Below are 16,112 nucleotides of genomic sequence, written 5' to 3'. Positions count from 1 at the left end.
ATGTGCTGGAACGGGTCCGCAGGGTATTTCTCGAAAAGGGCTTTTCGGCCGCCTCGCTCGACGATCTCGCGAAGGCCGCCGGTCTCAACCGGCCGAGCCTCTATGCCGCTTTCGGCAACAAGGAGGATCTCTATCTCAAGGTGATCGCCGACTATGGCCGGCAGACTGCGGCGGCAATCGACAGGATCATGGCCGCCGACCAGCCGCTCGACCAGCGCCTCACCAAGCTCTTCCGCGTCACCGTCGCCGCCTATACGGCGCCGCCCCGGCCGCAGGGCTGCATGATCGTCGGCACCGCTTCGGTGGAAGCCCCGACCCACCCGGCCATCGGCCAGGCGGGTGCCGCCTTCTTCGCCGGCAACGAGGCGGCGCTGGAACGAGCCTTCGCGCGAGCTGTCGGCGCGGGCGAGATCGCCGCCGATCCACCGCCCGCCGTCCGCGCCCGGCTATGCGGAGCCTTCTTCGACACGCTGGCCGTGCGCGCACGCCTGGGTGCGACCAGTGAGGAGCTGACCGCCTTCGCCCTCTCGGTCATACCGCTGGTGCTGGGATCCGCCCCGGCTCCGGCATGACGATTGCTGTTCTTGCGGTAAGACGATGGCACTGTCTCTTTTTGGGCCAGTTTGTCTTCCGGCGGGATCCCACGTTTACCGTGTGAATTACATCGGACGACCGACGGCTCGAAAGAGCGCGGATGGATGAACCATACGTGCAATCGTTAAGTGATTGATCGCTAAAATTGCGCCCAGTGATCCCCGGACAGCGGGGATGGGCTCGAAGGGGGCCGTCCGACATGACATCACAGATCCGCAGCATCATCGCCAAGACGGTCGAGTTGCCCGCCGGCATCGACAGCCTGACCGACACCGCCGACCTCTATGAGGCCGGCATGACCTCTTTCGGCTCGGTCCAGCTCATGCTGGCCCTGGAGGAAGCGTTCGACGTCGAATTTCCCGAGCGCATGCTGAACCGCAAGCTGTTCTCTTCGGTCGCCTCGATCAGCGCCGCGCTGGACGAGCTCGTCGCCGAGCGCGCGGAGAGCTGACCATGGCCGACGCGCCCGCAGCCGACGGCGCCACGACGCTGGCAGCCCGCATGAAGCGCGTGGCGACGGTCGCGGCGGCCGCCGCCGGCCAGGTCGATCGCGACGCCCGTTTCCCGCGCGAGGCGGTCGATGCGCTGCGCAGCGAGCGGCTGCTCGGCATCATGGTGCCGCGCGACTGCGGCGGCGAAGGCGCCGGCTTTGCCGAGATCGCCGAGCTCTGCACCATTCTGGGAACGGCTTGTGCCTCCGCGGGAATGGTCTTTGCGATGCATCAGATCAAGACCGCCAGCCTCGTCCATCACGGCGCGAACAGCGCCTGGCACCGTGACTTCATGGCCCGTCTCTCGCGCGACCAGCTGCTGCTCGCCTCCTCGACCTCCGAGGCCGGCATCGGCGGCGACCTGCGCAATTCGGTCTGCTCGATCGTGCCCGACGGCGACCATGTGACCCTGGAGAAGGACGCCATCGTCATCTCCTATGCGCTGGACGCCGACGCCATCCTGGCGACCGCCCGCCGGGCGCCGGATGCCGCCTCCTCCGACCAGGTCCTGGTCGCCATCGAGCGTGCCCAGGCGGACCTGACCCAGACCTCGACCTGGGACACGCTCGGCATGCGCGGCACCACCTCGCACGGCTTCAAGCTCAGGGCGCGCGTGCCCGCCGCCCAGGTCTTCCCCAAGCCCTTCGCCGAAATCGCCGCGCAGAGCATGCTGGCAAGCTCTCATCTGTTCTGGTCGAGCCTCTGGTTCGGCATCGCCGCCGGCGCGCTCGCCAAGGCCCAGAACTTCGTGCGCGCCGCCGCCCGCAAGGCGCCGACCGTCGCGCCTCCTGGCGCGGCCCGGCTCGCCGCGGCAGCCGCCGAACTGGCCAGCCTCAAGGCCCTGGTCCGCGACGGCATCGCCCGGTTCGAGCGCGCCCGCCGCGACGACGACGAACTGAACACCATGGCCTTCGCCATCGCCATGAACGCGGTGAAGGTGCAGGCCTCCGAAAAGGCCGTGGCCATCGTCCAGGAAGCCCTGACCATCATCGGCATCCAGGGCTACAAGAACGACACGCCGTTCGCGGTCGGGCGCCATCTGCGCGACATCCTGTCGGCGCCGCTGATGATCGCCAACGACCGCATCCTGGCGAACACCGCCACCATGTTGCTGATGTCCCGGCTCGACGCCGATCTCGAGGGCTGACCCATGCAGGCCACTACCGGATTTCTCGATGAACTGTTCGACAAGGGCCTGTTGATCGAGACGGGCGTCGACGGCCTCTACGGCCGCTCGGGCGTCTTCGAGGCGATCGGCGACGGTTTCCAGAATCTCGTCACGCGCTATGCCGGCAACGACAAGGCCGAGGTCGTGCGCTTCCCGCCGGCCATGAGCCGGACGGTGTTCGAGCGCTCGGGCTACATGAAGAGCTTCCCGCAGCTCGCCGGCACCATCCACTGCTTCCACGGCGACAACGCCGCCCATGTCGACCTGCTGCAGACCATCGAGAGCAAGGGCGACTGGACCAAGGGACAGACGGCGAGCGAGGTCGTGCTGACGCCGGCCGCCTGCTATCCGCTCTATCCGGCCGCCGCCAAGCGCGGCCCGCTGCCGCCCGAAGGCCGGCTGTTCGACCTCCTCTCCTACTGCTTCCGCCACGAGCCCTCGCGCGATCCGGCGCGCCAGCAGATGTTCCGCATGCGCGAATTCGTCCGCATGGGCACGCCCGACCAGGTCACCGCCTTCCGTGCCGACTGGCTGGAGCGCGGGCAGAAGCTGATCGCCGAGCTCGGCCTGCCCTTCGCCGTCGACGTCGCCAACGACCCGTTCTTCGGCCGCACCGGCAAGATGCTGGCGGTCAACCAGCGCGACCAGCGCCTGAAGTTCGAGCTGCTGATCCCCATCGAGAGCGAGGAGAAGCCCACGGCCTGTCTCAGCTTCAACTATCATCAGGATCATTTCGGCAAGACCTTCGAGCTCAGCGCCGAAGGCGGCGAGACCGCCCACACCGCCTGCGTCGGCTTCGGCCACGAGCGGGTGATCCTCGCCCTGCTCAAGCATCACGGCACCGACGTCGAGGCCTGGCCGGCTTCCGTGCGCAAGGCGCTCTGGGGCTGAGCATGGCTCAGGTCCTGCCCTCGATCCAGGCGGCCACCTACCAGCGCCACCGCCTGCACGATCCGGCCAATCACTGGCCGGAAACCAATTGCCATACCGACCTGTTCATCGAGCTCCTGCATTCGCTCGGCCGCGAGCCGGCCGCCGGCCTCGGCATGACCCTGGCGCAGGATTTCGAGGGCGACCAGTTCACCTTCTTCAAGATGGCGACGGGTGATCTCGAAACCCTGTTCGGTCTCGACGTGCAGGAACTGTCGATCTACGGCCCGCTGGTCGACCATATCGAGGCGCAGGTCGCCCGCGGCCGTCTCGTCCTGGTCGAGGTCGATGCCCATCACCTCGCCGATACCCGCGGCGTCACCTATGGCGTCGACCATTCCAAGACGACCATTGCGGTCAACCTGTTCGAACGGGCGCCGGCTCGGCTCGGCTATTTCCACAATGCCGGCTATTTCGAAGCCGAGGGCGCCGATGTCGAGGCGCTCTTCGGCTATGGCTCGGTGCCGCGGCCGGTGCTGCCGCCCTATGTCGAATTCGTCAAGGTGATCGGCGACGGACTGAGCGGCGCCGCCCTGCGCGAGGCGGCGCTCGAACGCCTTGCCGGCCATTGGGCGCGCCGGCCGGCCGCCAATCCGGTCGATGCCTACCGTGCCGCGCTGCCGGCCCATCTCGACTGGCTGGCGAGCGAACCGCCCTGTTCGTTCCACCCCTACGCCTTCAACACGGCCCGCCAGTTCGGGGCCAATATCGCGCTGGCCGGCGCGCATCTCGCCTGGCTCGGCGAGCAGGGCGTCGACGGCCTCGCGCCGGCGATCGCGCTGTGCGAGCAGATGACGACCGGCGCCAAGACCTTCCAGTTCCTTCTGGCGCGAGCCCTGGCGCGCAAGCGCTTCGACGCTCTCGACCCGGCGCTCGACGCCATAGCGCGCGATCATGACCGGTTCGTCGCCGCCGTCGCCGGCCCGCTCGGGCTTGCCGGATCGACGGGCGCCGGCCTGCCGGCCAGCGTGCCCTAAGGCCGGGGCATGGCGCTCATCCGCAGCATATCCGGCGACGACGTCGCCGCGCTGACGTCCGGCTGGACACTGGCCCTCTGCGCGCCCGATGCAGCCTTGACGCCCGATGCTGCCGATCGCCTCGCCGAATGGCTGCCGGCCATCGTGCCAGGCACGGCCGCCGAGGCGCTGCGCGCCCTCGGCCGCTGGTCGCTCGACAGCCCGGGCGCGCTGCACGACGTCGATGTCTGGTACCGCACCAGCTTCGAGGCGACCGGCCCGCAGAGCCTGCGGTTCGAGGGCCTGGCGAGTCTCGCCGAGGTCTTCCTCGATGGCGCGCTGGTCGTCGCCTCGCAGTCGATGTTCGTCGGCCACGACATCGCCTTCACCGCCACCGGCCGGCACCGTCTCGCCATCCGCTTCAAGGCGCTGAACCCGGTGCTCGCGAGCGTCAAGGGCCCGCGCGCCCGCTGGCGGCCGATGATGATCACGCCGGGCACCCTGCGGCTCGTCCGCACGACGCCGCTCGGCCACATGCCGGGCTGGGCGCCGCCGGTCGCGATCGTCGGCCCCTGGCGCCCGGTGACCCTGACGGCGCGGCGCGCGCCGTTCACCGTGACCCATGTCGGCCTGCGTCCGCGCCTCGAGGGCACGCGCGGCCTGCTCGACGCGGAGATCCGGTTCGATCGGCCGGTGGCCGGCCCCGTCGCGCTCCACTGTGCCGGGGCCAGCGTCGCGCTCGCGCCCGCCGCGCCGGACCGCTTCGCCGGCCGGCTCATCCTCGACGATATCGCACCCTGGTGGCCCCATAGCCACGGCGAGCCGGCCCTGCATGCCGCCGCGATCCGCGTCGGGACGGTCGACGTCGATCTCGGCCGCGTCGGCTTCCGCACGCTCGAATGCGACCGCGGCGCCGACGGCAAGGGCTTTGCCCTGCGCGTCAACGGCGAGCCGGTCTTCTGCCGCGGCGCCTCCTACATGCCGCCCGACCCGGCAGCGCCGGGCACGGCCGACCCGCTGCCGCTGGTCCGCCTCGCGCGCGAGGCCGGCATGAACATGCTGCGGATCTCCGGGACGACGACACCGCCGCCACAGGCTTTTCACGACGCCTGCGACGCGGCCGGCATCCTCGTCTGGCACGATCTGCCCTTCGCCAATTTCGACTATCCCGCATCCGACCCGACCTTCGTGGCGCTGGTGGAAGCCGAAGCCCGCCAGATGTTCGACCGGATCGAGGCCGCGCCGTCCACGGCGGTGATCTGCGGCGGCAGCGAAATGGCGCAGCAGGCGGTGATGCTCGGCCTGACGCCCAGTCAGGCCGCCAATCCGCTGTTCGAGGACATCCTGGCACGGCTTGCCGCCGATCGCCTGCCTGACGCGGTCTATGTCCCGCATACGCCCTGGGGTGGAGCCCTGCCCTTCTGCACCAATGAGGGCGTCACGCACTATTTCGGGGCGGGAGCCTACCTGCGGCCGATCGAGGATGTCCGCCGCGCCGAGGTCCGCTTCGCGTCGGAATGCCTCGCCTTCGCCAATGTGCCGAGCCCGGCCCGGCTCCGCGCGATGACGGTGAACGATCCCAACGATGCCGCCTGGAAGGCCGGCGTTCCGCGCGATGCTGGTGCCTCCTGGGATTTCGAGGATACCCGCGACCACTATGCCGGCCTGCTCGCCGGCGTCGATCCCGCGCTGCTGCGCACCGCGGATCCCGAACGCTATCTCGCGCTCGGCCGCGCCGCGCCGGCCGAGTTGATGGAACAGGTCTTCGCCGAGTGGCGGCGGGCGGGCTCGACGGCGGCCGGCGGCCTCGTCTGGTTTCTGAACGATCTCGCCCCCGGCGTCGGCTGGGGCGTCATCGACGCGGCCGGCGAACCGAAGGCCACCTATTTCGCCCTGAAGCGCGCCTTCGGCTCCGTCCATGTCGGCCTGACCGACGAAGGCCTCAACGGTTTCGGCATTCATCTCGTCAACGAGACCACGACAGCGCGGGATCTGATCCTGAGCCTGGCCTGCTATGGCGAGACGCCCCATCCCCTGGTGCGCGTCGAGCGCCCGGTGCAGCTCGCGCCGCGCAGCGCCCAGAGCCTTGCGAGCGATGCGCTGATCGGGCGCTTCTTCGACACGACCCGCGCCTATCGGTTCGGCCCGGCGGCCCACGACGCGACGATCGCGCGGCTGACCGACGCGGCCGGGCACCTGGTCGCCGAGGCGACGCACGTGCTGCCCGGCCGTGCGGCGGCGCCGCGCGACATCGGCCTCGCCGCTGCGGTGACGACCCTTGCCGGACGCCCCGCGCTCGGTATTTCCGCCGCCCGTTTTGCCCGTTTCGTGACCATCGACGACGAGACCGGCCATGCCGCCGACCAGGGCTTCTGCCTCGCGCCGGGCGAGACGCGCATCGTCCCGCTCCGGCCCGGTCCCGGCGGCGAGCGCCCACGCGGGCGCGTCAGCGCGCTCAATAGCCACCCCGTCGCTTATGGGGATGTTTCATGATCCCCCTCGTCTTCGACGGCGTGATGGCCCGGCTCCATCCGGCCGAGCCGGCCAAGGCCTCCGGCCTCGGCGTGGTGATCGTGCCGCCGCACGGCCTCGAGGCCCTGGCCGCCGCCAAGAGCCTCCGGCTTCTGGCCGAGGCCCTGGCCGCGCACGGCCATGCGGCGCTGCGCTTCGACCTGCCGGGAACGGGCGATTCACTTGGCGCCGACACCGATCCGGACCGCCTGGACGCCTGGACGGACAGCATTGCCGGTGCGGCGCGCCAGCTTGCCGTCCATGCCGGGGTGACCGGCATCGTTCTCGTCGGCCTGCGTCTCGGCGCGCTCCTCGCCGCGCGCGCCGCGCCGGCCGTTGCCGATCTCGCCGGCCTCGTCCTGCTGGATCCGGTCATGCGCGGCCGCAGCTATGGCCGCGAGCTGATGATCACGGCCCGCGCTGTTGCGGAGGGGGCCCGGCTCGACCCGGAAGCGACCTCGACGCCGGCCGGGCTCAGCATCGGCGGGCTGCTGACCAGCGCTTCGACGCTCGACGGGCTCAAATCGCTCGACCTGGCGAAGCTGCCGCCGCCGCCGGCCCCCGTCCTGGTGCTCCACCGCAAGGGCGTGCTCGATGCCGCCGCCCTCGGCAAGGCCTGGAGCGACGATTCGGTGACGGCGGAGGAGGCCATAGGCTTCGAGGCGATCGGGCTCAGCCCGACCGTCGCGGTGACGCCGGGCGCGGTGATCGCGCGGTGCTGCACCTGGGTCGATGCCCTGCCCCGCCGCGACCGGACGACGGCCGCGACGGCACCACCGGCCAGGCTGCAAGGCCGCGATTTTATCGAGGAGGCCGTGACGTTCGGTCCGCAGAACCGGCTGTTCGGCGTCGCCTGCCGGCCGACGGCGGGCGATGCCGGCCCGATGCTGCTGATCGTCAATGCCGGCCGCAACCCGCATATCGGCTGGGCCCGCGGCGCGGTCACCCTGGCCCGGCGGCTGGCCGGCGAAGGCATTGCGAGCTTCCGCATGGATGTCGGCGGCGTCGGCGACGGCGCTGATCGCCCAGGCGCCGCCGATACGCTCGACCAGGTGCTCTATCACCCCGACCTCGTCGGCGACGTGAGCGCGGCGCTCGATTGGCTGGAAGCGAACGGCTATCCGCGCATCGCGCTCATGGGCGCCTGCAGCGGCGCGCATCTCGCCCTCCACAGCGCGGCCACCGATGCCCGTGTCCAAGGCCTGGTGCTGGTCAATATCCAGCGTTTCGTCTGGCGGGAGGGCGAGACGGTCGAGCAGGCGATCGCCTCCAGCTACGCCGTCGCGTCGAGCTACGTCTCCAAGCTCTGGGACCTCAAGGCCTGGTCCAAGGTGCTGAGCGGCGAGCGCTCGCTGGTGCCGCTGATCACCGAATTCGCCCGCCGGCTTCTCGCGCGGGCGCGTGGCTTCGTGCCCTCGGCCGAAACGCGCGCGGCGCGCGCCTTGATGGCCAGGCTCGACCAGCGCAAGGTGCCGGTGGATCTCGTCTACAGCGACGACGATGCCGGCCTCGAGGAGCTCGCGCGCCATTTCGGTGCGCGCGGTCGGCATCTCGGCCGGATGCGTCGGGTCCGGTTCGGCACCATTCCCGATACGGATCACGATCTGACGCCGGCAGCCGCGCGCGAGGCGCTGTTCGTCCGCACGCTCGCCGCTGCCCGGAGCTGGCGCGAATCCGCGCAGGACACCGGCTCGAAGCCCTGATCGGCCGGCCCGGCCAGCCCGTCAACCGCACCGTTTCGCTCGCTCATGCCTCGGCACGGCTTCTGCTTGTCCTGTGCGGAAGCCAAATGAGGCGTCCCGAAACGGGACGGCGCATAGCGCCGGTACCGGGGCGGGATCGCGGACCCGAGCCGAAGAGCCTGACCGATGACGATGAAGGATCTCGATCTGCCCCTGGGCGTCGTCGCAAGACGCGCACGCGGTGGATATGCCTGGACGCGCCTTGCCATGCGGGTCGCAACCGCCGCCGCGGACTGGATCGTCATCGCCGCCACCTCGTTCGCGATCTCGCTCGCCTACAACCGGCTCGGCGCCGACGACTGGTGGTCGTCGCGTGCCCAGGTCGATCTCGCCATGATGCTCGCCAGCCTGTTCGTCATGCTCAATGTGGTGCGCGGGCAATATCAGATCGGCAACTACATTGCCGGCGAGCAGAAGGTCGGCACGGCCCTGACACTGTGGGCGACCACCTTCCTGACGCTCATGGCCTTCGCCTTTGCCACCAAGACCAGCGAAGGCCTCTCGCGCGTCGCGGTCATCTCCACCTTCGTCGTCGGCATTCCGGTCCTGCTCGGCACGCGCCGGCTGGTCAGCCGGCTGATGACCCTCGGCTCCAAGATCGGCCTGATCCAGGCGCGCCGCGTTCTGCTGGTCGGCCGGGAGAGCGACGTGACCGCCTTCGCCATGCGCTACCAGCCCTGGAATGCCGGCATGCACATTGCCGGGACGGGCCTCCTGACGTCGGAACGCTCGGGCGAGCCGAGCCGGGGCGACATCGCGCGGATCGTCGCCCAGGCGCGGCACATGCAGCTCGACGACGTGCTGATCATCGTGCCCTGGTCGCAGACCGCCACGATCGACCGGCTGATCGACGCCTTCATGCGCATGCCGGTCACCGTCCATCTCGGCCCGGAACGCATCTTCGACCGGTTCGACGAGGTCCGCATCGCCAAGACCGGCGGCATTGCCAGCCTGCAGCTCGGCCGTCCGCCTCTGTCGGCAGGCGAAGTGATGCTGAAGCGGGCGCTCGATATCGCGCTGGCTTCGATCGCGCTGGTGCTGTTCGCCCCGCTGCTGCTTCTGATCGCGCTCGCCATCAAGATCGACAGCCCCGGCCCGGCCCTGTTCCGGCAGCGCCGCCTCGGCTTCAACCAGGAGGCCTTTTCGATCCTGAAATTCCGCTCGATGACCGTGGCCGACGACGGCGACGTGATCCGGCAGGCGACCCGCAACGACCAGCGCGTCACCCGCGTCGGCCGCTTCCTGAGGCGCTGGAATCTCGACGAGCTGCCGCAGATCATCAACGTGCTCTACGGCCAGATGTCGCTGGTCGGCCCACGCCCGCATGCGATCGCCCATGACCGGCAGTTCGACGATGGCCGCATCAGGCTCTATGCGCGCCGCCACAACGTCAAACCGGGCATTACCGGCTGGGCGCAGGTGCACGGCCTGCGGGGCGAGACCGACACGGTCGAGAAGATGCAGGCCCGCGTCGAGCACGACCTCTACTACATCGACAACTGGTCGATCCTGCTCGACATCGAGATCATCATCCGCACGGTCTTCTCGAAAAAGGCCTACGACAACGCCTTCTAGGCGCCGGCCGGCCGGCAAGGCCCTGAACCTTTCCTCACGGCGACACAATCCCGGCCGCAGCCACGGCCGGGATTGTCTGCTTTCAGGGCCGTCCCGCGCAGCGGCGCGGGTGCGAAGCTTATGGAGGATTTCCGGAGCCGCGGGCGAAAACCGGCGCGTGCTTCAGACCGTGTCGACCGCGGTCAGGGCCTCGCGCCAGGCCGTCGCGGCGTCGACGGCGCCCGGCAGCGGCGCGGCGCCGCGCGAGGCCAGCACTGCATCGGCGAGCGCATCGACCGAAGCTTCGGTCGGCACCATCACCAGCCTGCCTGCGTCGATGAGACGCCGGTACGTCGGGTGGTGCTCGAAGGCTCCCGGTTCGCGCGGCGCATTGACCACCACGGGACGGCCGGAGGCCGCCGCCGCCAGGACGCTCGCGCGGCGCGAGGTCAGGCCTTCGGCAAAGGCGTAGAGAAAAACGTCGACTTGATCGAACAGGCCGAACACTTCTGCATCGGTCGCGACATAACCCGTGACCAGCACGCGGTCGGCAAGGCCCAGGGTTTCAGCGCGCGCCCTGAAGTCGGTCTCGACCTGGTCGCTGCCCTTCACGAAGGAACCGATGAAGGCGAGGAACGGGTCTTCGCCGCGCTCCCGCAGCCTGGCGGCGACATCGAGCACGATGGTCGACTGCTTTTTCGGATAGATCGAGCCGAAATGGCCGATGATCAGCCGTCCCTGCTCGCGCGCGGCGGCGAGCGTCGCCGCGGCTGGCGTTGGCGCCGTCGCCGCGGGACGGATCAGGTTCGGCGGGATCGGCACGATGCCGCGCCGCCCGGTCGTCAGCCGCGACAGCGGGCTTGCGGCGAACTGGCGCGCCACTTCCGGCGACGAGAACAGGACGGCGGTCGCCAGCGGCAGAAGGGGCGCGTAGCTCGCCCGCCGCTTCCAGTCGAGATCGGCCCATTCGTGCAGGACGAGGACGAGCCCGCGCCCGCCCGACCGCGCGATGCCGGCGGCGATGACCGGCTCGGCCAGCTTCTTCTTCCAGGCGACCACCGGCAGGTTGATCACCAGCGCATCGGCGCTCGCAAGCGCCCTGCGCAGGCCGGCGGCATCATGATCGAGAACATGGGTCGCGGCCCGCGGTCCGGCGGTCGCCGCGAGGTGACGGGCGAAGGCCTCGACGCCGCAGGTCGCCGCGGCATCGGATATCAGCATCAGCATGCGCTGCTCCGCCTGCGCACTCATGCCGGCAGGATCCGGTCGGCGCGATAGGGCTCCGGTTCCTTGCCGAAAATGCCGCCGATCCGGCCTGCGGCCACCGCAAGCTGGTGCGTCGCGACCAGCGGATTGCCGGTCCGGACAAGGTCACGCAGGGCGCGCAGCAGCGACAGCGGCAGGATAGCGAGGTCCTTGGCGAGGATTTTCGCTGCGCCCGCCGGTCCGGGCGCGTTCTTGCGGTCGACCGCCCGGTTGATCGCCCCGATGCGCAGGCCGCGCTTGAGGATCCAGGAGACGCGCGCGCGCTCGGCCGGCACGGTCTCGGTGATCAGCGCCTCGGCCGCCCAGTACGAACGGAACCCGGCATTGCGGCAGCGGGTGAAGAAGTCCATGTCGCCGCCACCGAGGAAATTGAAGCGCGGATCGAAGGCCGGCCGCCCCAGCAGATCGAAGACTTTCCGGCGCATCAGGCAGTTGCCGCTGCCGTAGATCATCGCCACCGGGCCGCTCGCATCGTAGGCCGGCCAGAATACCGGGTGGCGTGCCATCAGCGCTGGCGCTCCCACGGCGAAGCGCGGCACGACCGGCCCGCCGACGACATCGGCTGCCTCGCGCTCGGCCGCCGACACCATGGCGTCCAACCAGCCGGGCGAGGCCACCTCGTCGTCGTCGATCATCAGGAACAGGTCGGCGGCCGGAAAGCTGTCGAGCGCCGCCGCAAAGCCGGCATTGATCGCGTGGACATTGCCCTGGGCCGCCTCGATGATGCAGAAGCCGGCCAAGGAGCCCGCTTCGAACACCGCACGCGCCACGCTCGCACCCGCGCGCCCTGCCGCGTCGTTCTCGACCACGACCACCGCGAAGGGCGTATCGGTCACCTGGCCGCCGAGCGAGGCGAGCGTCGCCGCCAACATGTCGGGCCTGCGAAATGTCGGCACGACGACCACCGCCCGGATGCCGCCGCGGTCGAGATCTCGGCTGGACGCGAATTCCCGTCCCGGCGCAACTTCGGCGTTAGACATCGTCTCACCCAAGGACAGATCCATGCTCCGGGTCTCGTTCTAGGTCAAAAGTGTGGTGTGGCGCAGCGCCGGACAAGCTGAAAGCAAGATCGGCGCCGTGGCCTTCGATTTGCTTGACGAAAGATGAACTGCCGCCAATCGGCGCCATATTCCCGATCGGAGATGCCTGGTATCACGGCTTCGTAAGTGGATTTGACTAGCCGGATCGTCTCGCGCCGGCTAAATCTTAAGACCTGTTGCGAGACAACGGACGCCGCGGGGGGCGGCGAAACGAGACCTTCTCCTCGATCCGTGCCGGCAGCCGACACTGCCGGTCCGGGACTGTAGAGCCCGAGGCCGGCGCCGCCGCGATGATCGCGAAGCGGGTGTCCTGCCGTCGGGCGCTACTGGAGGGAGCGGACGCTCTTCGCCCTGCCCGCAGTCAGCCAGCGCCCTTGGGCCGGTGCCGGCTTGCCATACGTGGACGATGCGGGCCCTGGGCATGATGATGAAAGCGGTAGGGGACGAGGCTTGGCGGAGTGACGACGGTTCGTTCGAACCGGCGGCGCGAACCGCCGCGGCCAGTCCCGTGGTGCCGATGGGCCAGTCGGTCAATGCCAATGGCGATGCGGTCATCGACCGCTTCGGCGCACGGCTCAGCCATGCGCTGGCCGTTCGCCTGCCGCTGCGGACCATCGCGATGCGCAACCCGCGCCCGCTGCTCTCCTTCACCTTCGACGATTTTCCCGCATCCGCCCATGCGACTGGTGCCGACCTGATGGAGGCCCGCGGCGCGCGCGGCACCTTTTTCGCCTGCACGAGCCAACTCGGCACGGCGCAGGAGCACTGGACCGTGGCCGGTCCCGACGCCGTCGGCGACCTCCACCGGCGCGGCCACGAGATCGGCCTGCATACCCATTCGCACCGGCCGGTCTTCAACATGGCGCCCGCCGAGTTCGAAGCCGATCTCGCCGCCAACAAGGCAGCCCTGCGCCAGCTGGTTCCCGGTCTCCGGCGCGAAACCTTCGCCTATCCCTTCGGCTTTGCCAGCATGGGCCGCAAGCGCCAGCTCGGCAGGCTGGCACGGGCCAGCCGCTCGGTGCAGCCGGGCGTCAATGCCGGACGGCTCGATCCCGACTTCGTCAAGGCGGTCGAGCTGATCGATTGCGGCCTGACCCGGACCCGGCTCGACAACCTGCTCGACGAGACGGTGGCGCGCGGCGGCTGGCTGGTCTTCCTCACCCATGACGTGGCGCCGCAGCCGACGAAGTTCGGCGCTTCGCCAGGCCTGATGAATGCCGCCCTGGACGGCGCCCTCCGGCGCGGCATCGAGATCCTGCCGATGCGCGACGCGCTCGACCGGATCGGTCTCGCCTAGCTGTCGGCCCCGAGCGTCTGCCCGCCGCCGGGCCCCCGACTGAGTTTCCGATTCGAGACGCATGGCGAACCTCATGAAGGTTGTGGTGATCTCAGTCGCGATGCCCGCCGCCGGCGCGCGCGGCCTGCGCCCCAGCTCTGGACAGCTCGCCCTGGCCCCATCCTTGCGCTGGACCCATTGAGGTTCAGTCAAGTGTTCCAATTCGGCACAACCTTAAGGGTTCGTTCCGGTTTGGCAGGAAGGGCAAGCCATGTACGACGACGATCGGGCCGATCCCATCGCGCCGGTTCCCGCAGCGCAGACCGAGGCCAGCGGGCCGTTCGGCGTGGACATCATCGGAGCACTCAAGCGCTACTGGTTCCTGATCGCCATTCTCGGGCCGCTGTTCGGCGTCGGCGCCTATCTGGCCTCCAGCCTCATCACACCCCGCTTCACGTCGACGGCGCAGATCTATGTCGATCCGCGCGGCCTGCCGGTGCTCGACAGCGACCCGGCCGCCCGCCAGCAGGATTCCAATGCGGCGATCAATTTCGTCGAGAGCCAGATGCGCATCATCACCTCGCAGAGCGTGCTCGCCCGCGTGGTCGACAGCGAGCGGCTGATCGAGGATCCCGAATTCGGCGCCACGACCGGCGGTTCGCCCTGGGCGGTGACGCTGCTCAACAGCCTCGGCCTGCGGCGCACGCCGGCCGCCGAGACCCTTGAGACCCGCGAGCAGCTCGCGCTGATGGCGCTCTACGACCGTGTGATCGTGCGCCGGCCCGAGCGAACCTTCGTCATCGAGGTGACGGCGCGGGCTTCGACCGCGGACAAGGCCGCCCAGATCGCCAATGCCGTCGCTCACGCCTTCATGGAATCGCAGGCGGCCGCCCGTTCCGAAGCGGCGCGGCGCGCCACCCAGGCCCTGACCAACCGCCTCGACGAGTTGCGCGAGCGCGTCCGCGTCGCCGAGCAGCGGGTCGAGGATTTCCGCCGCCGCAACGGCCTTGTCGGCACCCGCACGCAGCTCGTCAGCGAGCAGCAGCTGACCGACGCCAATGCCGCGCTCGGCCTCGCCCAGGCCAAGCTCACCGAGGCCCAGGCGCGCTACGACCAGATCCAGCAGGCCGCGCGGGCCGGCAGCCAGGCGAGCGCGCTGCCCGAGGCGATCGTCTCGCCGACCATCGCCACGCTGCGCGGCCAGCAGGCCGACATCCGCCGGCGCCTCGCCGACGCCTCGGCCGAATTCGGCCCGCGCCATCCGAGCATCCGCAACCTGCAGGCCCAGGTCGCCGACGTCGACCGCGCCATCGGCGAGGAGCTCGGCCGCATCGTCCGCTCGGCCCGCGCCGACCTCGACCGCGCCAAGGCGGCGGATGCCGCCCAGCGCCGGCTGGTCGATCAGCTCAGCGCCCAGGCGGTCAGCGCCGGCCAGGCTTTCGTGCAGCTGCGCGAAATGCAGCGCGAGGCCGACGTCAACCGCAACCTGCTCAACGCCTTCCTGTCGCGCTCCCGCGAGACCAGCGAACTCGAGCGGATGGACACCAGCAACCTGCGCATCATCACCCAGGCCCAGCCGCCGCGGACGCGCTCGTTCCCGCCGCGCGGGGTGGTCATGGCCGCCGCCGGCTTCGTCGCCGGTGTCGGCGCCGGCGCCGCCCTCGCCGTGCTGCTCGGCCTCTTGTTCCCCGCCACCCTGCCGCAGCCGGCCGGCCGCGCCACCGTGGCCGGACGCCCGCCGGTCGCCCGGCTCGTCTACTGAACCCGAGGACCGCCCTCATGTCGGATGACTTCGACGCACGCTTCCGGGCCCTGCCGACAGTGACGATCGGCGGCCTGCCGATCTCCGTCCTGACCCGGGACGAATGCGCCGACTGGATGATCCGCGCGGCGCTCGAGCGCCCGCGCGGCGGCCGGCCGCTCTATCTCACCTCGGCCAATGGCGAGGTGATCGCCCGCGCTGCCAGCGAACCCGAGATCGCGACGCTGATGGGGCAGGCCGATCAGATCGTCGCCGATGGCCAGCCGATGGTGATCGCCTCGCGCCGCGTGTGCCGCACGCCCTTGCCGGAACGCATCAGCACGACCGACCTGTTCCATGACGTCGCCCGGCGCGCCGAGGCGAGCGGGGCGACCTTCTACCTGCTCGGCGCGACGCCAGAGGAGAATGCCCGGGCTGTCGCCAATGCCCGCCGCGCCTATCCGCGGCTCGACATTGTCGGCAATACGCACGGTTTTCACCGCGGGCCGGCGCTGGAGGCCAAGCTCGCCGAGATCAACCAGCTCGCGCCCGACATCCTCTGGCTCGCCATGGGCGTGCCGCACGAGCAGCGCTTCGTCCGCGACCACGCCGACAAGCTCGACCGGGTCGGCCTGATCAAGACCTCCGGCGGGCTGTTCAATTTCCTGTCCGGCACCAACCGCCGCGCGCCGGCCTGGATGCAGAAGGCGGGTCTCGAATGGGCCTTCCGGATCTGGCTCGAGCCGCGCCGGCTGTTCTGGCGCTACGCCGTGACCAATCCGAAGGCCATCTACCTGATGGCGACGCGCTCGGCCTGACCGGTCGGCGCGCCCGGTTTGACAG

Annotated in this window: 13 protein-coding genes; 11 read left to right on the top strand and 2 right to left on the bottom strand. The window is 70.0% G+C overall.

What is annotated here, in order from left to right; translation table 11 throughout:
- Positions 1-2 precede the first annotated feature (2 nt).
- The 8 genes from OZ671_RS13070 (at position 3) to OZ671_RS13035 (ending at position 9,967) form a co-directional block, all read left to right on the top strand.
- Positions 3-572 carry a TetR/AcrR family transcriptional regulator gene (locus tag OZ671_RS13070; RefSeq protein ID WP_268861155.1) on the top strand — a complete coding sequence of 190 codons (570 nt, stop codon included), beginning with the start codon at positions 3-5 and terminating at the stop codon, positions 570-572.
- A gap of 221 nt (positions 573-793) precedes the next feature.
- Positions 794-1,045: an acyl carrier protein gene (locus OZ671_RS13065; RefSeq protein ID WP_268861154.1), complete on the top strand. Its 252-nt coding sequence runs from the start codon at positions 794-796 to the stop codon at positions 1,043-1,045.
- A gap of 2 nt (positions 1,046-1,047) precedes the next feature.
- Positions 1,048-2,232, top strand: coding sequence for an acyl-CoA dehydrogenase family protein (locus OZ671_RS13060; protein WP_268861153.1), 1,185 nt, complete (start codon positions 1,048-1,050; stop codon positions 2,230-2,232).
- 3 nt (positions 2,233-2,235) lie between these two features.
- Positions 2,236-3,144 (top strand): amino acid--[acyl-carrier-protein] ligase, encoded by a 909-nt coding sequence (locus tag OZ671_RS13055; protein ID WP_268861152.1) that lies wholly within the window; start codon positions 2,236-2,238, stop codon positions 3,142-3,144.
- Between the two features lie 2 nt (positions 3,145-3,146).
- Positions 3,147-4,160 (top strand): DUF1839 family protein, encoded by a 1,014-nt coding sequence (locus tag OZ671_RS13050; RefSeq protein WP_268861151.1) that lies wholly within the window; start codon positions 3,147-3,149, stop codon positions 4,158-4,160.
- Between the two features lie 9 nt (positions 4,161-4,169).
- Positions 4,170-6,632 carry a glycoside hydrolase family 2 protein gene (locus tag OZ671_RS13045; RefSeq protein ID WP_268861150.1) on the top strand — a complete coding sequence of 821 codons (2,463 nt, stop codon included), beginning with the start codon at positions 4,170-4,172 and terminating at the stop codon, positions 6,630-6,632.
- Positions 6,629-8,353 carry a serine aminopeptidase domain-containing protein gene (locus tag OZ671_RS13040; RefSeq protein WP_268861149.1) on the top strand — a complete coding sequence of 575 codons (1,725 nt, stop codon included), beginning with the start codon at positions 6,629-6,631 and terminating at the stop codon, positions 8,351-8,353. The genes OZ671_RS13045 and OZ671_RS13040 overlap by 4 nt, the downstream gene beginning before the upstream one ends.
- A 165-nt stretch (positions 8,354-8,518) precedes the next feature.
- The gene (locus tag OZ671_RS13035) at positions 8,519-9,967 is read left to right on the top strand and encodes an undecaprenyl-phosphate glucose phosphotransferase (protein WP_268861148.1); all 1,449 of its coding nucleotides are present in this window, start codon (positions 8,519-8,521) and stop codon (positions 9,965-9,967) included.
- A gap of 162 nt (positions 9,968-10,129) precedes the next feature.
- Here OZ671_RS13035 and OZ671_RS13030 read toward each other — a convergent pair whose 3' ends face one another.
- The gene (locus tag OZ671_RS13030; protein WP_268861147.1) at positions 10,130-11,197 is read right to left on the bottom strand and encodes a glycosyltransferase; all 1,068 of its coding nucleotides are present in this window, start codon (positions 11,195-11,197) and stop codon (positions 10,130-10,132) included.
- Positions 11,194-12,192, bottom strand: coding sequence for a glycosyltransferase family 2 protein (locus OZ671_RS13025; protein ID WP_268861146.1), 999 nt, complete (start codon positions 12,190-12,192; stop codon positions 11,194-11,196). Before OZ671_RS13025 ends, OZ671_RS13030 begins: the two co-directional genes overlap by 4 nt.
- Before the next feature lie 481 nt (positions 12,193-12,673).
- Here OZ671_RS13025 and OZ671_RS13020 point away from each other — a divergent pair, with 481 nt between their 5' ends.
- The 3 genes from OZ671_RS13020 to OZ671_RS13010 all read left to right on the top strand — a co-directional run bounded on the left by OZ671_RS13020 (position 12,674) and on the right by OZ671_RS13010 (position 16,087).
- A complete protein-coding gene (locus OZ671_RS13020; RefSeq protein ID WP_268861145.1) occupies positions 12,674-13,549 on the top strand; it encodes a polysaccharide deacetylase family protein in 876 nt (291 codons plus the stop codon).
- Between the two features lie 250 nt (positions 13,550-13,799).
- Positions 13,800-15,290 carry a GumC family protein gene (locus tag OZ671_RS13015; RefSeq protein ID WP_268861144.1) on the top strand — a complete coding sequence of 497 codons (1,491 nt, stop codon included), beginning with the start codon at positions 13,800-13,802 and terminating at the stop codon, positions 15,288-15,290.
- 17 nt (positions 15,291-15,307) lie between these two features.
- Positions 15,308-16,087 (top strand): WecB/TagA/CpsF family glycosyltransferase, encoded by a 780-nt coding sequence (locus OZ671_RS13010; RefSeq protein ID WP_268861143.1) that lies wholly within the window; start codon positions 15,308-15,310, stop codon positions 16,085-16,087.
- Positions 16,088-16,112 lie beyond the last annotated feature (25 nt).

Source organism: Phreatobacter sp. AB_2022a (genome assembly GCF_026847585.1).
GTDB lineage: Bacteria > Pseudomonadota > Alphaproteobacteria > Rhizobiales > Phreatobacteraceae > Phreatobacter.
Note: the sequence above shows the minus strand (reverse complement) of the source record. Positions and strands in the feature narration are given on the sequence as shown.

What these genes read in the sequence shown, in the direction of transcription:
- OZ671_RS13035 (WP_268861148.1), top strand. Translation starts at nt 8,519, where the DNA reads ATGACGATGAAGGATCTCGATCTGCCCCTGGGCGTCGTCGCAAGACGC.
- OZ671_RS13040 (WP_268861149.1), top strand. Translation starts at nt 6,629, where the DNA reads ATGATCCCCCTCGTCTTCGACGGCGTGATGGCCCGGCTCCATCCGGCC.
- OZ671_RS13060 (WP_268861153.1), top strand. Translation starts at nt 1,048, where the DNA reads ATGGCCGACGCGCCCGCAGCCGACGGCGCCACGACGCTGGCAGCCCGC.
- OZ671_RS13025 (WP_268861146.1), bottom strand. Translation starts at nt 12,192, where the DNA reads ATGTCTAACGCCGAAGTTGCGCCGGGACGGGAATTCGCGTCCAGCCGA.
- OZ671_RS13015 (WP_268861144.1), top strand. Translation starts at nt 13,800, where the DNA reads ATGTACGACGACGATCGGGCCGATCCCATCGCGCCGGTTCCCGCAGCG.
- OZ671_RS13010 (WP_268861143.1), top strand. Translation starts at nt 15,308, where the DNA reads ATGTCGGATGACTTCGACGCACGCTTCCGGGCCCTGCCGACAGTGACG.
- OZ671_RS13020 (WP_268861145.1), top strand. Translation starts at nt 12,674, where the DNA reads ATGATGATGAAAGCGGTAGGGGACGAGGCTTGGCGGAGTGACGACGGT.
- OZ671_RS13065 (WP_268861154.1), top strand. Translation starts at nt 794, where the DNA reads ATGACATCACAGATCCGCAGCATCATCGCCAAGACGGTCGAGTTGCCC.
- OZ671_RS13045 (WP_268861150.1), top strand. Translation starts at nt 4,170, where the DNA reads ATGGCGCTCATCCGCAGCATATCCGGCGACGACGTCGCCGCGCTGACG.
- OZ671_RS13055 (WP_268861152.1), top strand. Translation starts at nt 2,236, where the DNA reads ATGCAGGCCACTACCGGATTTCTCGATGAACTGTTCGACAAGGGCCTG.
- OZ671_RS13030 (WP_268861147.1), bottom strand. Translation starts at nt 11,197, where the DNA reads ATGAGTGCGCAGGCGGAGCAGCGCATGCTGATGCTGATATCCGATGCC.
- OZ671_RS13050 (WP_268861151.1), top strand. Translation starts at nt 3,147, where the DNA reads ATGGCTCAGGTCCTGCCCTCGATCCAGGCGGCCACCTACCAGCGCCAC.